This is a genomic window from Mesorhizobium marinum, from assembly GCF_040813675.1.
GTDB classification, from domain to species: Bacteria; Pseudomonadota; Alphaproteobacteria; order Rhizobiales; family Rhizobiaceae; genus Mesorhizobium_K; species Mesorhizobium_K marinum.
In genome coordinates this window covers 65298-84949 of sequence record NZ_JBFOCI010000002.1, presented here as the reverse complement: position 1 = coordinate 84949, position 19652 = coordinate 65298, and the positions used below count along the sequence as shown (strand labels likewise).

19 protein-coding genes are annotated in these 19652 nt (G+C 67.0%); 11 read left to right on the top strand and 8 right to left on the bottom strand.

The annotated features are described in order from the left end of the window. The first annotated feature begins 22 nt into the window (after window positions 1-22). From ABUE31_RS05910 to ABUE31_RS05895, 4 genes are read left to right on the top strand one after another with little or no spacing between them, the layout of a single operon-like run. On the top strand, window positions 23-1246 hold the full coding sequence (locus tag ABUE31_RS05910; RefSeq protein WP_367722612.1) for a urate hydroxylase PuuD: 1224 nt from the start codon (window positions 23-25) through the stop codon (window positions 1244-1246). Window position 1247: 1 nt separating this feature from the next. Next, complete coding sequence (gene guaD / locus ABUE31_RS05905) at window positions 1248-2570, top strand: guanine deaminase (RefSeq protein WP_367722611.1); 1323 nt, start codon at window positions 1248-1250, stop codon at window positions 2568-2570. Between the two features lie 60 nt (window positions 2571-2630). Then, a complete protein-coding gene (locus ABUE31_RS05900; RefSeq protein ID WP_367722610.1) occupies window positions 2631-3134 on the top strand; it encodes a heme-degrading domain-containing protein in 504 nt (167 codons plus the stop codon). Beyond that, on the top strand, window positions 3131-4399 hold the full coding sequence (locus ABUE31_RS05895; RefSeq protein ID WP_367723559.1) for a glycerate kinase type-2 family protein: 1269 nt from the start codon (window positions 3131-3133) through the stop codon (window positions 4397-4399). Before ABUE31_RS05900 ends, ABUE31_RS05895 begins: the two co-directional genes overlap by 4 nt. A gap of 15 nt (window positions 4400-4414) precedes the next feature. On the opposite strand, the gene ABUE31_RS05890 is transcribed toward ABUE31_RS05895, so the two are convergent. The 3 genes from ABUE31_RS05890 to ABUE31_RS05880 form a co-directional block, all read right to left on the bottom strand. Further along, window positions 4415-5803: a glutamine synthetase family protein gene (locus tag ABUE31_RS05890; RefSeq protein WP_367722609.1), complete on the bottom strand. Its 1389-nt coding sequence runs from the start codon at window positions 5801-5803 to the stop codon at window positions 4415-4417. Window positions 5804-5832: 29 nt separating this feature from the next. Further along, window positions 5833-7215 carry an aspartate aminotransferase family protein gene (locus ABUE31_RS05885; protein ID WP_367722608.1) on the bottom strand — a complete coding sequence of 461 codons (1383 nt, stop codon included), beginning with the start codon at window positions 7213-7215 and terminating at the stop codon, window positions 5833-5835. Window positions 7216-7282: 67 nt separating this feature from the next. After that, window positions 7283-8905 (bottom strand): ABC-F family ATP-binding cassette domain-containing protein, encoded by a 1623-nt coding sequence (locus ABUE31_RS05880; protein WP_367722607.1) that lies wholly within the window; start codon window positions 8903-8905, stop codon window positions 7283-7285. Between the two features lie 141 nt (window positions 8906-9046). Here ABUE31_RS05880 and ABUE31_RS05875 point away from each other — a divergent pair, with 141 nt between their 5' ends. Next, the gene (locus ABUE31_RS05875; RefSeq protein WP_367722606.1) at window positions 9047-9511 is read left to right on the top strand and encodes a hypothetical protein; all 465 of its coding nucleotides are present in this window, start codon (window positions 9047-9049) and stop codon (window positions 9509-9511) included. An 18-nt stretch (window positions 9512-9529) separates the two neighbouring features. Here ABUE31_RS05875 and ABUE31_RS05870 read toward each other — a convergent pair whose 3' ends face one another. Further along, window positions 9530-10357, bottom strand: coding sequence for a hypothetical protein (locus ABUE31_RS05870; RefSeq protein WP_367722605.1), 828 nt, complete (start codon window positions 10355-10357; stop codon window positions 9530-9532). 143 nt (window positions 10358-10500) lie between these two features. Next, complete coding sequence (locus ABUE31_RS05865; RefSeq protein ID WP_367722604.1) at window positions 10501-10935, bottom strand: MarR family winged helix-turn-helix transcriptional regulator; 435 nt, start codon at window positions 10933-10935, stop codon at window positions 10501-10503. 72 nt (window positions 10936-11007) lie between these two features. Between ABUE31_RS05865 and ABUE31_RS05860 the strand changes: the two genes are divergently transcribed. Further along, a complete protein-coding gene (locus tag ABUE31_RS05860) occupies window positions 11008-11475 on the top strand; it encodes a hypothetical protein (RefSeq protein ID WP_367722603.1) in 468 nt (155 codons plus the stop codon). Here the strand turns inward: ABUE31_RS05860 and ABUE31_RS05855 are convergent. Beyond that, entirely contained in the window at window positions 11472-12443 is a 972-nt protein-coding gene (locus tag ABUE31_RS05855; protein ID WP_367722602.1) for a WD40 repeat domain-containing protein, read from the bottom strand. The two genes, ABUE31_RS05860 and ABUE31_RS05855, sit on opposite strands and share 4 nt — an antisense overlap. A gap of 157 nt (window positions 12444-12600) precedes the next feature. Further along, complete coding sequence (locus ABUE31_RS05850; RefSeq protein ID WP_367722601.1) at window positions 12601-13605, bottom strand: CobW family GTP-binding protein; 1005 nt, start codon at window positions 13603-13605, stop codon at window positions 12601-12603. 274 nt (window positions 13606-13879) lie between these two features. On the opposite strand from ABUE31_RS05850, the gene ABUE31_RS05845 reads away from it, so the two are divergent. From ABUE31_RS05845 to ABUE31_RS05830, 4 genes are all read left to right on the top strand, one after another. Next, the gene (locus tag ABUE31_RS05845; RefSeq protein WP_367722600.1) at window positions 13880-14350 is read left to right on the top strand and encodes a MarR family winged helix-turn-helix transcriptional regulator; all 471 of its coding nucleotides are present in this window, start codon (window positions 13880-13882) and stop codon (window positions 14348-14350) included. A gap of 148 nt (window positions 14351-14498) precedes the next feature. Then, entirely contained in the window at window positions 14499-15383 is an 885-nt protein-coding gene (locus ABUE31_RS05840; RefSeq protein WP_367723558.1) for a DMT family transporter, read from the top strand. Between the two features lie 63 nt (window positions 15384-15446). Continuing rightward, a complete protein-coding gene (locus ABUE31_RS05835; protein ID WP_367723556.1) occupies window positions 15447-16466 on the top strand; it encodes a LacI family DNA-binding transcriptional regulator in 1020 nt (339 codons plus the stop codon). Next, complete coding sequence (locus ABUE31_RS05830; protein WP_367722599.1) at window positions 16466-17449, top strand: 2-hydroxyacid dehydrogenase; 984 nt, start codon at window positions 16466-16468, stop codon at window positions 17447-17449. The genes ABUE31_RS05835 and ABUE31_RS05830 overlap by 1 nt, the downstream gene beginning before the upstream one ends. On the opposite strand, the gene ABUE31_RS05825 is transcribed toward ABUE31_RS05830, so the two are convergent. Further along, on the bottom strand, window positions 17450-18223 hold the full coding sequence (locus ABUE31_RS05825) for a gamma-glutamyl-gamma-aminobutyrate hydrolase family protein (protein ID WP_367722598.1): 774 nt from the start codon (window positions 18221-18223) through the stop codon (window positions 17450-17452). A gap of 270 nt (window positions 18224-18493) precedes the next feature. Between ABUE31_RS05825 and ABUE31_RS05820 the strand changes: the two genes are divergently transcribed. Next, window positions 18494-19603 carry a TRAP transporter substrate-binding protein gene (locus ABUE31_RS05820; protein ID WP_367722597.1) on the top strand — a complete coding sequence of 370 codons (1110 nt, stop codon included), beginning with the start codon at window positions 18494-18496 and terminating at the stop codon, window positions 19601-19603. Window positions 19604-19652: the final 49 nt, after the last annotated feature.

Below are 19652 nucleotides of genomic sequence, written 5' to 3'. Positions count from 1 at the left end.
CTCCCGATGACGAGAGGACCCGATGATCGATCTTGCCATAGCCTGGGACTGGCTGAGTTTCGCGGTGCGCTGGCTGCACGTGATCACGGGCATCGCCTGGATCGGCTCGTCCTTCTATTTCGTGGCGCTGGACCTTGGCCTGCGCAAGCATGCCGGCCTGCCCGCCGGCGCGCATGGCGAGGAATGGCAGGTTCATGGCGGCGGCTTCTACCACATCCAGAAATACCTGGTGGCGCCGGCGGCGATGCCAGAGCAGCTGACCTGGTTCAAGTGGGAATCCTATGCGACCTGGATGTCGGGCTTCGCCATGCTCGCCATCGTCTACTATGCCGGCGCGGATCTCTTCCTGATCGACCGCAACGTGCTCGACATCGCGCCGATGACGGCGATCGGCCTGTCGATCGCCTCGCTGGTGCTGGGATGGCTGCTCTACGACCTGCTCTGCAAGTCGCCGCTCGGCGACCACGACACGCTGCTTATGCTGGTGCTCTACGCGATCCTGGTGGCGCTGGCCTGGGGCTTCACCCAGATATTCAGCGGCCGCGCGGCCTTCCTGCATCTCGGAGCGGTGACCGCGACGATCATGTCGGCCAACGTCTTCATGGTCATCATCCCCAACCAGAAGATCGTCGTCGCCGACCTGATCGCCGGCAGGAAGCCGGACCCGAAATACGGCAAGATCGCCAAGACGCGCTCGACGCACAACAACTACCTGACGCTGCCCGTCCTGTTCCTGATGCTGTCGAACCACTATCCGCTGGCGTTCGCGACCGAGTTCAACTGGATCATCGCCTCGATCGTGTTCATCATCGGCGTGCTGATCCGGCACTTCTTCAACACGATGCACGCCAGGAAGGGCAAACCCTACTGGACCTGGCTCGTCGCCGCGATCCTGTTCATCGTCATCATCTGGCTGTCGACCGCGCCGAAGGTGCTGACGGGGGACAAGGAGGCGTCGTCGACGGTCGCGCAGACCTTCGTGGCGTCGGCGCATTTCCCCGCGGTGCGCGACACGGTGCTCGGGCGCTGCGCGATGTGCCATGCCGCCGAACCGTCCTACGACGGCATCTACCATGCGCCGAAGGGCGTGATGCTGGAAACCGACGCGGAGATCGGCGAGCATGCCCGGGAAATCTACCTGCAGGCCGGCCGCAGCCACGCCATGCCGCCCGGCAACGTCACCCAGATCTCGCCGCAGGAGCGCGCCTTGCTGACGGCCTGGTACGAAGAAGCGCGGCGGCAGTAGGATGAACCAGACGCTGCTGCGCGGCCGCACGCTGACTTTCCTGCGCTGGCCGGACACGACCGAGGACCACGCCGCCTACCGCTACGAGGAGGATGGCGGCCTGCTTCTCGAGGGTGGCAGGATCGCCGCTGCGGGCGCCTATGCGGAGGTCGCGGCGAAGGCCGGGAACGGCGCGCAATGCATCGACCACAGGCCGCATCTCCTGCTGCCGGGCTTCATCGACGCGCATGTGCACTTCCCGCAGATGCAGGTGATCGCGTCCTACGGGACGGAATTGCTGGACTGGCTGAACAAATACACGTTTCCGGAAGAGACGAAGTTCAGCAACGCCCAGCACGGCCGACGCATCGCGCGGCTGTTCCTCGACGAGATGGTCCGCCAGGGCACGACGACGGTTTCGGCGTACTGCTCCGTGCACAAGCAGTCGGCCGAGGCCTTTTTCGCCGAGTCGCACGAACGCAACATGCTCAACATCGCCGGCAAGGTGATGATGGACCGCAACGCGCCGGAGCAGTTGCGCGACACGCCGGAGAGCAGCTTCGACGACAGCAAGGCGCTGATCGAGGAATGGCACGGCAAGGGCCGGCAGCTCTATGCCGTGACGCCGCGCTTCGCGATCACCTCGTCGCCCGAGCAACTGGAGATGGCCGGCGCGTTGATGCGCGCGTTTCCCGACCTGCACATGCAGACGCACCTTTCGGAGAACCACGCCGAGATCGCCTTTACCGGAGAACTCTATCCCTGGGCGCGCGACTACACCGACGTCTACGAGCACTACGGCCTGCTCGGGCCGCGTGCGCTGTTCGGCCACTGCATCCATCTGTCGGACCGCGAGGCGGACGCGCTGTCGCAGAGCGGATCGGTCGCGGTCTTCTGCCCGACGTCGAACCTCTTCCTCGGCTCGGGCCTGTTCGACTATCAGCGCTACCGCAGGCGGTCGAAGCCGCTGAGGATCGCGACGGCGACCGATGTCGGCGGCGGCACCAACTATTCGATGCTGCGCACCATGGACGAGGGCTACAAGGTGATCGCGCTGAACGGCGAGAAGCTCAATCCCTTCGCATCCTTCTGGCAGCTGACGCGCGGCAATGCAGAGGCGCTGTCCATTGCCGACAGGGTCGGCACGCTGGACGTTGGCACCGACGCGGACATCGTCGTCCTCAACCCGTCCGCTACGCCCGCCATGCGGCTGCGCATGGAAACGGCGGGCACGCTCGCCGAGCAACTGTTCCTGCTGCAGACGCTCGGCGACGACCGCGCCGTGGTGGAGACATATGTCGCCGGCAAGCCGGCAAAGAGCGCGCTCCCGGCCGTCGTGACCTGACGCGGGCTTGACCGGGGCCGGCGTTGCCGTAAAGGCAGGAGGCTGGCCAGGAGGAACGCTTTGAACGCCACCGACGAGATCGCGAGGATCGCCGAACAGGAAGAGCGGCTGGCCTTTTCCGCCTTCGACGAGGCGACCGCCTTCGCCATAGGCTCGGCGCTGCGCGAGCGGGCGCTGGCCGAAAAGCTGCCAATCGTCATCCAGATCAGCGTGTGGGACAGGCTCCTGTTCTACGCGGCGCTGCCGGGCTCATCGAGCTCCAATTTCGACTGGGTGCGGCGCAAGGTGAACGTGGTGAAGATGTTCCAGAAAAGCACCTACCGGATGGTGCTGGAGCAGAACAGCCCGGACCGCGCCTTCAAGACCGGCCACGGCCTGCCGGTGACCGACTACGTGTTGGCGGGCGGCGGCTTTCCGGTGACGATAAAGGGCGTCGGTTCGGTTGGCGCGTTCGGCGTCTCGGGCCTGCCGGAGCGCGAGGACCACGGCGTCATCGTCGATGCGCTGTGCGACCACCTCGGCATCGAGCGCAAGACGCTAGCGCTGCCGACTAAGGCAGGCTGATGGCGCTCGACCCCAGGGCTTTCCTTGTTTCGATCTTCGAGGCGGCCGTGGCCGCGGCCGATCCCGAACGCACGATCAGAAGCCACCTGCCGGCGAAGCCGAATGGACGCACCATCGTCATCGGCGCGGGCAAGGGCTCGGCGCAGATGGCCGCCGCCTTCGAGAAGGCGTGGGACGGGCCGATCGAGGGGCTGGTAGTGACGCGCTACGGCTATGCCGCGCCCTGCGAACGCATCGAGATCATCGAGGCGGCGCATCCGGTTCCGGACGAGGCGGGGCTGACGGCGTCGCGGCGACTGCTGGACAAGGTCTCCGGCCTGACGAAGGACGATCTCGTGGTGGCGCTGATCTCCGGTGGGGGTTCGGCGCTGCTGCCATCGCCCGCGCCGGGCCTGACGCTCGCCGACGAGATCGCCGTCAACGAGGCGCTTCTGGCCTCGGGCGCGCCGATCGCTGCGATGAACACGATCCGCAAGCACGTCTCTGATATCAAGGGCGGTCGCCTGGCGGCGGCCGCCTGGCCGGCCAGGGTCGTGTCGCTCGTCGTCTCCGACATTCCCGGCGACGATCCGGCGCTGGTCGCCTCGGGGCCGACCATCCCCGGCGAGGGCAGCCGGGCCGATGCGCTGGGCTTCATCCGTGCCTACGGCATGACGCTGCCCGATGCGGTGATGGCGCATCTCAACTCGCCGGAAGCCGACGCGCCCGGCGTCGGCGACCCGCGGCTTGCCGGCAACGAGGTGCATCTGATCGCCTCGGCCGCCGTGTCGCTCGAAGCCGCCGCGGCGGAAGCCAAGCGGCAGGGGATCGAGGCGGTCATCCTGTCGGATTCGATCGAGGGGGAGGCGCGCGAGGTCGGCTCGGTGCACGCCGCAATTGCCCGCGAGGTGGCGACGCGCGACCGGCCGTTCCAGAAGCCGATGCTGATCCTCTCGGGCGGCGAAACGACGGTGACGATCCGCGCCAAGGGCGGCAAGGGCGGGCGCAACAGCGAATTCCTGCTCGCCTTCGCGATCGGCATCGACGGCTTTGACGGGATCCATGCGCTCGCCGCCGACACCGACGGCATCGACGGCTCGGAGAACAATGCCGGCGCCTTTGCCGACGGGACGAGCGTGGCGCGCATGCGTGCGGAAAAGATCGACGCCAAGGCGAGGCTCGCCGGCAACGACGCCTGGACCGCCTTCGACGCGGTGGGCGATCTGTTCGCGCCGGGACCGACCGGCACGAACGTCAACGACCTCAGGGCGATCCTGGTCCGATAGGACGCGCGGCCGAAGTCAGACTTCGTGCAGGTAGAGGTGGTAGTCGAGTTCACTGACGGTGCGGGCGACGCGCAGATATTCCGCCTGCTTGATGGCGGTGAAGGTGCGGTGCATGTCCTCGCCGAGCGCCTGCTTCAGGAAGTCCGACCCCTTGGCGGCCTCGATGGCCGAGCGCCAGTCCGGCGGCATGGTGGTCGCCGCGTCGGGCGCGGCCTCGTAGCCATTGCCCTTGGTTTCCGCGCCGGGATCGAGCTTCTCGTCCAGCCCCTTGCTTATTCCGGCGAGCACGGTGGCGGCCACCAGATAGGGGTTGGCGTCGACGCCGGACGGACGGTGCTCGATGCGCCGCGCGGCGATGCTTCCGGCCGGCACGCGCAGCGCCACCGAGCGGTTGTTGACGCCCCATGTCGGCGCCACGGGCGCATAGGACTGCGACACGAAGCGCCGCCAGGAATTGGCATGCGGGGCAAACACCAGCATCGATTCCGCCATGGTGGCCGAGAGGCCGCCCAGCGCATGGAGCAGGTTCGGCGACCAGGCGCCCTCGCGCTCCTCGACGAAGACGTTCTTGCCGTCCTTGTCCTGCAGCGAGACGTGCAGATGCATGCCCGAACCGGCGTATTTCTCGATCGGCTTGGCCATGAAGCAGGCGGTGACGCCGTGGCGGCGCGCCTGCGCGCGCACAAGGCGCTTCAGCATCAGCAGGTCATCTGCGGCCTGCAGGATGTCTTTCCTGTAGTTGAGCGTGAGCTCGTACTGGCCCGGTGCATATTCCGAGATGACGGTTTCCGCCGGGATGCCCTGCGCGGCGGCCGCGGCGTAGATGTCGGAGAAGAGCGGCTCCATGCCGTGCAGATGGTCGACCGAATAGACCTCGGTCTTGCCGCTCTTGCGGCCGTCGAGCACCGCGGTGGCGGGCTGGACGCGGCCCTCGGCGTCGCGCTCGTTGGCGAGCAGGAAAAATTCGAGCTCGAAGGCGCCGGCTGGAAAAAGGCCCTTCGCCGCGAAGGCCTCGACCTGGCGGGCGAGCGCATGGCGCGGGTCCGACGTCATCGGCGCGCCGTCGAGTGCGAACATCGACAGCAGCACCTGGCCGCGCGGCGGCTGGGTGCCGTGCAGCGGCTTCAGCGAGCCGGGGATCGGCCAGGCCCGGAGGTCGCCGTCGCCGGAATCCCAGATCAGGCCGGTTTCGTGCACGTCCTCGCCGGTGATGTCGAGCCCGAGGATGGAGATCGGCAGGTGGCGGCCGTGTTCGTAGAGGCTCATCAGCTCGTGGCGCCGGATGATCTTGCCGCGGCCGACGCCATTGGCGTCGGTGAGCACGATGTCGAACGCCTCGATCTCGGGATGGGCCTCGAGAAAAGCCTTGGCTTCCTCGGTGGTCGAGCCGGATGGAGATAGCATGGTGAAACTCTGTTGGCCGGGCGCTTGTCTCACGCGGCGAGGCTTCCGGCAACCTCGCCGAAAGCCCGGACGAGGCAGTCGACCTGGCGGGCGGTGGTCGCCGGAGAGACCAGCATCATGTTGTGGAAGGGCGCGATCAGCACGCCGCGGTTGACCAGCGCTACATGGATCGCCGCTTCGAGGGCCGGTGCATGCGCGGCCTCCGCCTCGCCGCCATTCCGCAGCGGCCCCTCGGCGCAGATGAACTCGACGCGCGCGCCGACCCGGGCGACGTGCCATGGCAGCCGGTGCCTGGCAATGGCGGCGCAAAGCCCTGCTTCGAGGCGCTTGGCCAGTCGCTCCATGTGATCGTAGTTGGCCTCTGTCATCACCTCCTCCAGCGTGGCGCGCATGGCGGCGAACTGAAGCGGATTGGCCGACAGCGTGGTGCCCATGCCGGAATAGCCCGGCTCCTTCGCCTTGTGGTAGGCACGGAAGCGGCGGGCGAGATCGGCGCTCATGCCCCAGACGCTGGCCGGCACGCCGCCGGCGACCGGCTTGCCGAGCACGAAGAGGTCGGGGTCGAGGCCGTAGCGCCTCGTATAGCCGCCGGGGCCGGTGGAGATGGTGTGCGTCTCGTCGATCAGGAGCAGCGTTCCGGCCTTGCGGGTCAGCCGGCGCAGCGCGTCGTGGAAGCCGGCGTCGGGCAGCACCATGCAGGAATTGGTGAGCACCGGTTCGGCGATGACGCAGGCGACGTCCTTTCCGGCGAGCGCCTTCTCGAGCGCGGGGATGTCGTTGAACTCGACGACTTGCGTTGCCCTTGTCAGGTCGCGAAACTCGCCGGCGAGGCCGGGCCGGTTGACGGGCTTGCCGTCGACGAGGCGCACCATCGTCTCGTCGACCGAGCCGTGATAGCAGCCGTTGAACACAAGGATCTTCGGCCGCCCGGTGACGGCGCGCGCGACGCGCAGCGCAAAACGGTTGGCGTCTGTGGCGGTGGTGGCGATCTGCCACTCCGGCAGGCCGAAACGCTCCGACAGAAGGCGCCCGAGCACCAGCGTATCTTCATCGGGCAGCATGTAGGTCAGGCCGCGGTCGGCCTGGCGGCGGATGGCGCGGGCGACCGGCGGCGGCGAATGGCCGAACATGGAGCCGGTGTCGCCGAGGCAGAAGTCGTCCAGCCTGATGCCGTCGATGTCGAGGATGGTCGCGCCGCGGGCGCGCTCGACCATGATCGGGAAGGGCGTCGGCCAGTCGTTCATCCAGTGCATGGGCACGCCGCCGAAGAAGCCGGCTATGCCCTTGCCGAAGGCGGCTTCCGATTTCGGTCGCGCCGCCCGGAAGGCTTTCGCCTCGGCGGTACGCAGCTTCCTGATGCGGGCGAGACCGACCCCGCCCTGCGACTGCTCGTTCGACTGCCTGTTCGCCATAGATGCCCTCCCGACGGCCAAGTGGTAGCTGGCCGCGTGAGCGCAGGCAATCCGGAACGAATGGCGGCTAGCTGCGCAGGCCCGGCGCCTCCTGGCCGGTGCGCGCCACATATTCCGTGTAGCCGCCGCCATAGGTGCGGATGCCGTCGTCGGTCAGTTCGAGCACGCGGTTGGAAAGCGCGGCGAGGAAGTGGCGATCGTGGGAGACGAACAGCATCGTGCCCTCATACTGCTCCAGGGCCGCGATGAGCATTTCCTTCGTCGCCATGTCGAGATGGTTGGTCGGCTCGTCGAGGACGAGGAAGTTCGGCGGGTCAAACAGCATCATCGCCATCACCAGGCGCGCCTTCTCGCCGCCCGACAGCACGCGGCACTTCTTGTCGATCTCGTCGCCGGAAAAGCCAAAGCAGCCGGCAAGTGCCCGCAACGGCGCCTGCCCGGCCTGGGGAAACGCGTCTTCGAGCGTCTGGAACACCGTTCGCTCGCCCTCGAGAACCTCCATCGCGTGCTGCGCAAAATAGGCCATCCTGACGCTCGGCCCGCGCGACACCGAACCCTGGTCGGGTTCCACGGTTCCGGTCGCCAGCTTCAGCAGGGTCGACTTGCCGGCGCCGTTGATGCCCATCACGCACCAGCGCTCGCGGCGGCGAACCTGGAAGTCGAGGTCGTCGTAGATGGTGCGGCTGCCATAGCGCTTGCCGACGTTCTTCAGCGTGACGATGTCCTCGCCAGAGCGCGGCGCGGGCTGGAACTCGAACTTGACGGTCTGGCGGCGCTTCGGCGGTTCGACCTTGTCGATCTTCTCCAGCTTCTTGACCCGGCTCTGCACCTGGGCCGCGTGCGAGGCGCGCGCCTTGAAGCGCTCGATGAAGGCGATTTCCTTGGCCAGCATCGCCTGCTGGCGCTCGAACTGCGCCTGCATCTGCCGGTCGGCGATGGCGCGCTGCTGCTGATAGAACTCGTAATCGCCGGAGTAGGTGGTCAGCGAGCCGCCGTCGATCTCGACGATCTTGCCGACGATGCGGTTCATGAACTCGCGATCGTGCGAAGTCATCAGCACGGCGCCGTCATATCCCTTGAGGAAGGTCTCCAGCCAGATCAGGCTCTCGAGGTCGAGATGGTTGCTCGGCTCGTCGAGCAGCATCACGTCGGGGCGCATCAGCAGGATGCGGGCCAGCGCGACGCGCATCTTCCAGCCGCCGGACAGCGCGTCGACGGGACCGTCCATCATCTCCTGGCTGAAGCCGAGGCCAGCCAGCACCTCGCGCGAGCGCCCGTCGAGGGCATAGCCGTCGAGATCCTCGAACCGCGCCTGCAGTTCACCGTAGCGCTCGATGATGGCGTCCATCTCGTCGGCGCGATCGGGGTCGGCCATCGCCGCTTCCAACTCGCGCATCTCGCCGGCGACGAGGCTGACCGGCCCGGCCCCCTCCATCACCTCGGCGACGGCGCTGCGGCCGGCCATGTCGCCGACGTCCTGGCTGAAATAGCCGATGGTGACGCCACGATCGACCGACACCTGGCCTTCGTCGGGCTGCTCCTGCCCGGTCACCATGCGGAACAGGGTCGTCTTGCCGGCCCCGTTGGGGCCGACGAGGCCGACCTTCTCGCCCTTCTGGAGGGTCGCCGACGCCTCGATGAAGACGATCTGCTTGCCGTTCTGCTTGCTAATGCTTTCGAGACGAATCATGCCTGCGCGGGGTCCGGGGGTGCGTTCTGCACCGCGCCATACGCGATGAGGGGCTCCGGCGAAAGCCTGCCGCAGCGGCAGGCGCCTTGACCGCGCCGTCATTTGCGCGCGTATGCTGCCACGAACGGAGGAGGAGATGCCATGCGTCTTGCCATTCTGACGACGGTCCTGGCGCTGTCGCCGGTCGCGGCCTCCGCCTCCGGCGGCATCAGTTGCTCGGCGGAGGAGGGCGGTGTCACCTTCGAGCTTGGCGGCGGCGTGGCGCGGGGCATGGGCGCCCCGCTGTTCAGCTTCCAGGGGACGCTGGAGATCGCCGGCACTGACGTCGCCGCCGATCTCGGAACGACGGAATTTTCCCGCGAGCATGTCGCGCAGTACTGGCTGGACGGCGAGGATCTCAGGCTGCTCGTCTACCGCGAGCGGGACGGCGACGCGCCGCACGGCTACGTGGAACTGACCATCCGGACGAAGGCGCGGCCGGGCGATGACGGCGAAGGCCTCTACGATGGCGACTACGAGGCCGTCCTCTACGACACAAGCGACGCCGCCAGCGCCGAGGGCAGGACCGCGACGTTCGCCGGCAAGGTATCCTGCTTTGCCGAGTAGTGGCGGCCGGGCCGTCCGCTATTCCGGTGCGCCGCGGGCGAGTGACGGGTCGACGAGGTTGATGGCCTCGCCTGCCGGAAAACCGAACACCTGCTCGAAACGCTCGGCGCCCAGCAACCGCGCCGCTTCGGTCAGCAGATGCTGGTTGCGCGCGTTCAGCGTCTCGGCGTCTGGCGGTTCGACACCCGGGATCTTCTGCGCGAGGTAGCTGTTGACCTCCGCCCTCAGGGCAAGCAGCCGGGAGAGAAGTTCAGGGTCGTCGCGCCCGAGAACCGCGCGGGCGTGTTCCTCGAAATCGTCGATCAGATCGGCCATCTTCAGGACTCCACGGCTGGCGCCGGATGGACCGCCGCCCGGCGCTGCGGCCGCGGTCGTCGCGCAGCCGGCGATCTTGCTGGCCCAGGCGGCGTGCTGCAGGCCATATGTGCCATACAGGAAACTGCTGGCGAAATATCCGCGCGCCCGGTTGACCGTGAGTTTCCGGCCACTGGTGGCATAGAGGACCTGGTTGGCGAGTTGATGGCAGACACCGTCGACGCCATAGACGTAGATCGTGCCCCTTGCCGCCGGGGCCGACCGGGAGTCGGCATTGGATTGCACCAGGCAGCGCGCGAGGGCGAGGTTGCCGGCCTGGCTGCCGAGCGCGCCGGTGGGATTGCCGGGCGTGCCACCGGCTGCGTGATAGCTGCCCCAGCAGAACCAGTAGTCCTTGCCGGCCGCCGCGACTGCCGCCGCATTGGCGTAGCTGTGCTGCCGGTTGTCGTAGGTCGTGACCCAGGTATGGTCGACAGGCGAGCCGCTGATGAACGCCGGCGTCGCCCAAGCAAACAGCGTAATGCCTGCCAAGATCGCCTCCTCATCGCATGTCCGGCGAGGATGCGCCCAAGGCCCGGGCTTGGCAAGGTTTCGTCGCAGTTCAGAACCCTGGCCGGCAGGTCAGGCGGTCGCAGGATTTCGCTTCGAAGACGATGCGGCGCTTCGCGTCGAACTCAGTAGCGCTGCTTCAGCGACGCGACCACGCGGCGCGCGAGATCGACGAACAGCAGCCGCTCCTCTTCGGTGAGGCCGCCGAGCGCCTCGGCGTTCACCCGGCCGGCCGCCGCCGTTGCCGGTTCGCGAAGCGCCACCGCCTTCGGGGTCAGGTGGATCGACTGCGAGCGCCCATCCCCGGGATGGGCGCGGCGCTCGATCAGCCGATCACGCTCCATCCGGGTCAGCGTATTGGCCATGGTCGCCTGCTCGACGTCGAGCCGCTCGACAAGCTCGCGCTGCGTCAGACCGTCCTGCTCCCAAAGAGCGACCAGCGTCATGAACTGCGCAGGCGCGAGGCCCAGCGGCCTGATGTTCTGCTGCAGGCCCTTGGCGAACAGCCTGGCCATGTGGTTCGCGAGGAAGCCGGCGGAGCGGGTCTTGTCGAATGCCATGGCGCAGGAATAGCAGTTGCATAGCACGCTATCCAATGATAGATAGCATGCTATATATATGGAGACAGGACGATGAAGACAAAGGCTCACGCTGTTGCCGGAGCACTGGCGCTGCTGACGATCTGCATCTTCTGGTGCGCGACGGCCGCCACCGAACTTTTCGGCGACGCCGCGGCCATAGCCTCGGTCAAGAAGTGCATCGTGGCCGGCATGCTGGTGCTGATCCCGGCGATGGCCGTCGCCGGCGCGTTGGGCCTTTCCCTCGGCAGGGGATGGCGCAGCCCGGCCGTCGAGCGCAAGAAGCGGCGCATGAAGATCGCCGCCGCGAACGGCATCCTGATCCTCATTCCGTCGGCGGTTTTCCTGGCGGGCAGGGCGGAGGCCGGCGCGTTCGACGCGGCGTTCGCTACCGTCCAGGCGCTCGAATTGATCGCGGGCGCCGTCAACATCACGCTCTTGTCGCTCAACATGCGCGACGGGCTGGCGTTGCGCCGCAAGCCGGCGCGGCCCGCCTCGGGGCCGGAAAGAATGCCTGCCTAGCCGGCTATGTCGATGACGCCGCAGTCGCCGGTTTCGGCGCCGAAGGCGATGCGGCGCTCTTCGTCGTCCCACATCATCGCCGTGATGGCGCCCTTGCCGGGGCGGCGCAGCAGGACTTCCTTGGTATCGGCGAAGCGCACCGCCATCACCATGCCGTCGTCGTAGCCGATCGCCGCGATATCCTGGCTGGGGTGGCAGGCGACGCAGGTCACCATGGCATTGCCGCGCGTGCCGAGCTCCAGCGGCGCCTTGCCCATCGGCCCGTCCTTGGCCTGGAACGGCCAGACGATTGCCGCCTGCGCGCCGGAACTTGCCAGCCACCTGCCCTTGGCGCTCCAGGACAGGCTCTTCACCTTGGCCGGATAACCGGTCATGCGCATGTGCTTGCCGTCGGCGATCTTCCAGCCGTGCAGGGCGTTTTCCTGCATCGCCGTGACGACAAAGTTGCCGTCCGGAGAGAAGGTGACCGCGGTGTGCGCGCCGGCCCATTCGAGTTCCGCCGGCTTGCCGTCGGTCGCCGGGAAATGCAGCGTCACGCCGTTGTAGCGGGCGACGCCGAGCCGCATGCCCTTGGGCGAGAAGGCAAGCCCCTCGACGGTGCGCGGATGCTGGAATTCCCTGGTCCTGCCGTCGGCGAAGCGCACGAAGGCGGAGCGGCCGGCGGCATAGGCGATTGCGCCCTGCGGGCCGCAGGCGACGCTGCCGATCCATTTGCGCCCGGCCTCGGCGAGCACCTCGGTCGCATCGCCTGAACTGGCGCAGATTCTGCCGTCCTCGCCGCCGGTGATCAGCCGCGACCCGGACTGGTCGAGGGTGGCGCAAAGCAGCCCGTCGTGGACCGCGAGCGTCTTGTGGCCATGGTCGAGGCGGTGGATCGTTCCGTCGGCCAGCGCGAAATGCGGCACGCCGCCGAGGAAGACGGCGGCGATGCAATGGCCTTCGAGGTCAAGCGGCGCGACGGTTGGCATTGTTCGGTCTAGTCCATTTCAAGTTTACGCTGCCTCCACCCTTACCCTCTCGCCGCAAGGACGGGGAGAGGGGTGGCGCCAGCGCGGGAAATCATCCCTGTCCGGCTTCCGCGGGCCAGATGAGAGGCAGGAAGTCAGCGGCGGACCGGACGACCGATCAAGCTGCCTGGCAGGCCTCGAAACTCCTGCGCAACCGCTCCTCGTCGAGATCGCGGCCGATGAAGACGAGCCGGCTCTCATGCGCCTCGTCGTCCTTCCAGGGGCGCTGGTGGTCGCCCTCGATGATCATGTGCACGCCCTGCAGCACATAGCGGTCCGGATCGTCCTTCAGCGCGATGATGCCCTTGAGGCGCAGGATGTTGGGACCCTCCATCTGGGTGATCTTCTCGATCCAGGGGAAGAACTTCTTGGGGTCCATCTCGCCGCCGCGCAGCGAAATGGACTTCACGCCGACATCGTGGATGGGCGAGGCGTGGTGGTCGTGGCCGCCATGGTCGTGACGGTCGTCGCCGTCGAGGAAGTGCGGGTCGTTGTCGAGCGTCCGCTTCAGGTCGAAGGCGCCGCGATCGAGCACTTCGGCGAGGTCGACGCGCGAGCGCTCCGTGCGGTGGATCTTCGCGGACGGGTTGATGGCGCGCACCGTCGCCTCGACGGCCGCGAGTTCCTCCGGCGTCACAAGGTCGGCCTTGTTCAGGACAACGACGTCGGCAAACGCGATCTGGTCCTCGGCCTCCCTGGAATCCTTCAGCCTGAGCGGCAGATGCTTGGCGTCGACCAGCGCCACCACCGCGTCGAGCTTCGTCTTCGAACGCACGTCGTCGTCCATAAAGAAGGTCTGGGCGACCGGCGCGGGGTCGGCGAGCCCCGTGGTCTCGACAACGATGGCGTCGAAGCGGCCGGGGCGGCGCATCAGCCCCTCGACGACCCGGATCAGGTCGCCGCGCACGGTGCAGCAGACGCAGCCGTTGTTCATCTCGTAGATTTCCTCGTCGGATTCCACGATCAGGTCGTTGTCGATGCCGATCTCGCCGAACTCGTTGACGATGACCGCGTACCGCTTGCCGTGGCTTTCCGACAGGATCCTGTTGAGGAGGGTCGTCTTGCCGGAACCGAGGTAGCCGGTCAGGACGGTTACCGGAATCTGGGTCTGCGCTTCGCTCATGAATTTCTGCCTCTGCCGATCAGAGGCTCCATATAGGGTGGAAGGCACGGATTTGCACCTCCCCCGGTTGCTCCGGCACGCCGGGACGACGAGGAAGACTGAGGTTTTCAACCGAGTCATTTTTGTTTGTCATCTAACTGTTATGTCGATCTGGCATTAGCTTCGGCGCAACGGCTTCGCTTGCCGGCAAAAGGCTTTGCCAGGCGGGGCCGCGGCGCTTTGCAGGGTGGCCGTTCGGTGGCTGCCGGCACTCCGGCTAAAATTGGGGAAGCACATGGCAAAGACCAACAAGGGCGCTACGATGAGCCGGCTGCATTCGGCCGCGCGGCTGTCGCGGACCGCACTGGCGGCGCGGCTGCTCACGCATGGCTTCTATGCGGGCCAGGACCAGATCATGCTGGCGTTGAGCCAGGACGACGGGCAGACGCCGGGCCAGCTGGCGGCGCGCCTCGGCGTGCGGCCGCCGACCATCACAAAGACGATAAACCGGCTGCAGGCGCAGGGTTTCCTCGACAAACAGGCTTCCAGCCAGGATGCCCGCCAGGCGCACATCTTCCTGACCGAACCGGGCAGGGAAACGATCAAGGCGATCGAAAAATCCGTCCGCAAGACCGAGAAGCTGGCGCTCAAGGGGCTCGACAAGAAGGAACAGAAGGTGCTGTCGAAGCTGCTGGCCCGCATCGAGGCCAACCTCGGCAACGGCGACCTGATCGAGCTCGAGGACGAGGCCGACGCGGACGAGTAGCCCCGCAATCTTGCAACACTGACGGATTGCCGGTTGCGGCGAAGGCGCGATTCAACCAATAGGTGGATGTCGGCACGAAACGGCCCCGCCCTTGAAAAGACCTCTTCCCGCTTCCGAAGCTGCGACGCCGCCGGCGGCGATCATGTACATGATCGTCGTCTACGTTTTCTTCAGCTTCCTCGACACCAGCGCGAAATATGTCGTGCTCGCGGGCGTGGCGCCGCTGTTCGCGGTCTGGATGCGGTTCGCGGTGCATGTCGTCGTGGTGCTCTTCCTGCTGCGCGGCTGGCGCGAACGAGAGCGCTTCCGGGCCGCAAGCCTGCCCGCCCACGTCCTGCGCGGCAGCTTCCTGTTCGGCTCGACCATCTTGAACTTTCTCGCGCTGCAGACGCTGCAGCTGGCGGAATCGACCTCGATCTACTTCTTCGGGCCGATGGTGATCACCGCGCTCGCCGGGCCGCTGCTGGGGGAATGGGCCGGATGGCGCCGCTGGATGGCCGTGCTGACCGGTCTCGTCGGCGTGCTCGTCATCACCCGGCCGGGCGTCGGCGTCTTCGCGATCGGCCATGTCTATGCGCTCGGCGCGATGTTCTGCAACTGCCTCTATGTCATCATGACCCGCAGGATGGCCGCCAGCGAGACGTCGGAAAGCCTGATCCTGTTCGCCGCGCTGACCCCGGTGGTGCTGCTGGCGCCGACGCTGCCCTTCACGGTCTCGCTGCCGCAGGACGCGTGGCACTGGGCGATCCTGCTCTCGCTCGGCGTCTACGGCGCGCTCGGCCATTGGTTCCTGATCCGCGCCTACCGCGTCGCGACCGCCTCGGCGCTGGCGCCCTATCCCTACCTGCAGATGGTCTGGATGATCGCCTTCGGCTGGCTCGTCTTCGACCAGCTGCCGGATATCTGGACGGTCGCCGGGGCCGCGATCATCGTGGCGAGCGGGCTTTACATCGTCCATCGGGAACACCGCCTGCACGTGCAGAACAGCGCCGCGCCCAATGCCGAGGACGAGGAACTGGCAAAAAAGCTTTGACCTTGCGGCGGTCGATGGCGTAAGCGCGTTTTAAACTGTTTAAAACAGGAGCCGGAGGGCGCCCTGGCACAGAAGATCAAGCTATCGACCATCGCGGACGCGCTCGGCGTGTCCACGGCCACGGTTTCGCTGGCGCTGCGTGACAGTCCGCTCGTCGCCGACGCCACGCGCGACCGCATCAAGGACCATGCCCGCGCGATCGGCTACATCTACAACCGCCGGGCAGCCAGCCTGCGCACGTCGCGGTCGGGCATCGTCGGCGTCGTCGTGCACGACATCATGAACCCCTTCTTCGCGGAAATCCTGCGCTCGATCGAGAGTGAGCTCGACCGCAGCCGCCAGACCTTCATCCTGTCCAACCACTACGACCAGCTCGAGAAGCAGCGCACATTCATCGACACGCTGCTGCAACTCGGCGCAGACGGGGTGATCATGTCGCCGGCGATCGGCACGCCGCGCGACGACATCGTGATGGCCGAGGAGAACGGCCTGCCGGCCGTGCTGATCGCGCGGACGGTGGAAGGCGCCCAGGTGCCGGTGTTCCGGGGCGACGACGCCTACGGTACCGGGCTCGCGACCAACCACCTGATCTCGCTCGGCCACAAACGCATCGCCATGATCGGCGGCACCGACCAGACGTCGACCGGGCGGGATCGCTACCAGGGCTATGTGAGCGCCATGGAGGCGGCCGGGCTGGACATCATGCCGCACTGGCGGATTCCGGGGCCGCGCACGAAGCAGGCCGGCTTCGAGGCCGCCAGCCGGTTCCTGGCGCTGAAGGACCGGCCGACGGCGGCCTGCTGCTGGAACGACCTCGTCGCCATCGGCCTGATGAACGGGATTGCGCGCGCCGGCCTCGTCCCGGGGGTGGACATCTCGGTCACCGGATACGACGATCTGGAGGAGGCGGCGATCGCCACGCCGGCGCTGACGACCGTCTGGAACGGCCAGCGCGAGGTCGGCCGGCAGGCGGCCCGGGCGCTGCTCGACAAGCTGTCCGGGCATGCCGTGCGCCCCTCGCAGGAACTCATCAAGCCGGAACTGCATGTCCGGCAGTCAACCGGAAAACCCGTGGAGCGTTGATGACCAATTCACCCGACCTCAGCCGGATCACCATCCTGGTGCCCGGGCCGCTGAACGCGCATGCCGCCAAGCGGATCGACAAGACCTTCGAGATGATCCGCATGGACAGCGCCGACCCGGCCGGGATTACGCCGGAACTGGCCGGCAAGGTGCGCGGCATCGCAGCGTTCGGCGGAATCAACGCCGCCTTCATGCGTGCGCTGCCGAAGCTCGAGATCGTCGCGAGCTTCGGCGTCGGCTACGATTCGGTGGACGCGGCGCATGCCGGAAAATCCGACATCATGGTCACCAACACGCCCGACGTGCTGACCGAGGAAGTGGCCGACACGGCGCTCGGTCTGCTGATCAACACGGTGCGCGAGTTCCCGCGCGCGGAAACCTACCTGCGCGAGGGGCGCTGGGCGAAGGAAGGGCCTTACCGGCTGACGCCCGGGACATTGCGCGGCCGCAAGGCCGGCATCCTCGGCATGGGACGCATCGGCCAGGCGATCGCGCGCCGGCTGGAGGCCTTCGGCCTGTCGGTCGCCTATCACAACCGCCGCCCCGTCGCGGGACTGGCCTATGACTATCATCCGACGCCGGTCGCGCTGGCCAGCGCGGTGGACACGCTGATTTCCGTCCTGCCGGGCGGCGCATCGACGGCGAAGGCGGTCAATGCCGAGGTGCTGGCCGCGCTCGGCCCGACGGGCGTCTTCGTCAATATCGGCCGCGGCAGCACGGTCGACGAGGACGCGCTCGCCGCAGCGCTCCGCGACGGCACGATCTTCGCCGCCGGCCTCGACGTGTTTGCCGACGAACCGAACGTGCCGCAGGCGCTGATCGACGTGCCGAACGCCTCGCTTCTGCCACATGTCGGCTCGGCGTCGGTGCATACGCGAAACGCCATGGCCGACCTCGTCGTCGACAATCTCGAGTCCTGGTTCGGGAGGGGCGAGCCGGTCACGGCGGTGCCGGAAACGGCGCATGTGAAGGCGAAGGGCTGACTACTCCGCCGCGGTGCGCAGCCCGTTGCGCGCCTGCGCATGGACGCGCGCCGCCTCGCCGAAGGCACGGAAGATCTTCGCCGAGTTGCCGTCTGCGTGCACCCAGTATTCGGGATGCCACTGGACGCCGACCGCGAAGGCGCGCGAATCCCGGACCGAGACCGCCTCGATGGTGCCGTCCTCGGCCACGGCCTCGACCTGCAGTCGATCGCCAAGGCCGTCGATCGCCTGGCGGTGGACGGAGTTCACCATGATCTCGCCCGCACCGAAGACGCCGGCGAGGCAGCTGCCTGGCTTGATCGAGACACTCTGGCGGATGCCGAAACGCTCGTCCTGATCGTCGGAGACGGGTGCCCGATGGTCGAGCGAGCCCGGGCGCTCCTGGATCTCCGTCGCCAGCGTACCGCCGAGCGCCACGTTGAGCTCCTGGATGCCGCGGCAGATGGCGAGCAGGGGCACGCCCCGCTCCAGCGCCTTGCGGATCAGCGGCAGGGTGGTCGCGTCGCGCTGCGGATCGTAGGGGCCGTTGGCCTCGGTCGCCTCGGCGCCGTAGAGCGACGGCTGCACGTTCGACTTGGAGCCGGTCAGCATCACGCCGTCGACAGACTCGAGCAGCCTGTCGAGGTCGAGGCGGTCGCCGAAGGACGGCACAAGGACCGGAAACACGCCCGCGCCGGCAATGGCCGCCTCGAGATACTGCTTCGGCGTTGCGTGCCAGTCGTAATTCTCGAAATGCTTAACGTCGGTCGAAACGGCGACGAGGGGCTGTAGCATGCGCGAAATGTCCGAACCGATGTGTCTGTGCCTACAAGATAGGCGATCGGCGGGCGCAAATCCATCGCGCCGGTCAAGATGAAGGCAACTCCCGCGACCGCCGCTTCAGGGCGGCGGAGAGTTCCTCCACGTGACGTTGCGACTTTAGGCGGATTGGCGCCCGAGCGCTGGACTTGATACCCGTCGCGTGTATTGTCGCCTCGATCGCCGCCAAGGAAATCAATGGCTTCCCTTGGGGCAGGCAATCTGATCCAAGATGGGAGGTATCGCATGGATCGTCGTTCATTCATTCGTAAGGCGGGGACCGCCGGGCTCGGCGCGGCGGCTGCAACCGCCACGCTGGCAGCGCCGGCCATCGCGCAGTCAAATCCGAAGGTCACCTGGCGCCTGACGTCTTCGTTCCCGAAGTCGCTCGACACCATTTACGGCGGCGCCGAGGTCTTCTCGAAGATGGTGTCCGAGGCGACCGACGGCAACTTCACGGTGCAGGTCTTCGCAGCGGGTGAGATCGTCCCCGGACTGCAGGCGGCCGACGCGGCCGCGGCCGGTACGGTCGAGGCGTGCCATACGGTGTCATACTATTACTGGGGCAAGGACCCGACATGGGCGCTCGGCGCCGCAGTACCGTTCGCGCTCAATGCGCGCGGCATGAACGCCTGGGCCTACCACGGCGGCGGCATCGAGATGTTCAACGAGTTCCTGGCGGCGCAGGGGCTGGTCGGCTATCCGGGCGGCAACACCGGCGTGCAGATGGGCGGCTGGTTCCGCAAGGAGATCAACACCGTCGCCGACATGCAGGGCCTGAAGATGCGCATCGGCGGCTTCGCCGGCAAGGTCGTCGAGAAGCTCGGCGTCGTGCCGCAGCAGATCGCCGGCGGCGACATCTACCCGGCGCTGGAGAAGGGCACGATCGACGCCGCCGAATGGGTCGGTCCCTATGACGACGAGAAGCTCGGCTTCCAGAAGGTCGCGCCCTACTACTACTATCCCGGCTGGTGGGAAGGCGGCCCGACCGTCCACCTGATGTTCAACAAGGGACAGTTCGACGCCCTGCCGCCCGCGTACCAGTCGCTGGTGCGGACGGCCGCGCAGGCGACGGACGCCAACATGCTGCAGAAGTACGACTACCTCAACCCGACGGCGATCCGGAACCTGGTCGCCAACGGGGCGCAGCTGCGGCCGTTCAGCACGGAGATCCTGTCCGCCTGCTTCGACAAGGCGAACGAGGTCTATGCCGAGATGACCGCGTCCAACGCGAACTTCAAGAAGATCTGGGATTCGATCGTCGCCTTCAGGAAGGACTACTACCTGAACATGCAGATCGCAGAATACAACTACGACACCTTCATGATGGTGCAGCAGCGCGGCGGAAAGCTGTAAGCCGACACCTGACCCCAAAAGCGAAGGCCCCGGATCGGCGACGATCCGG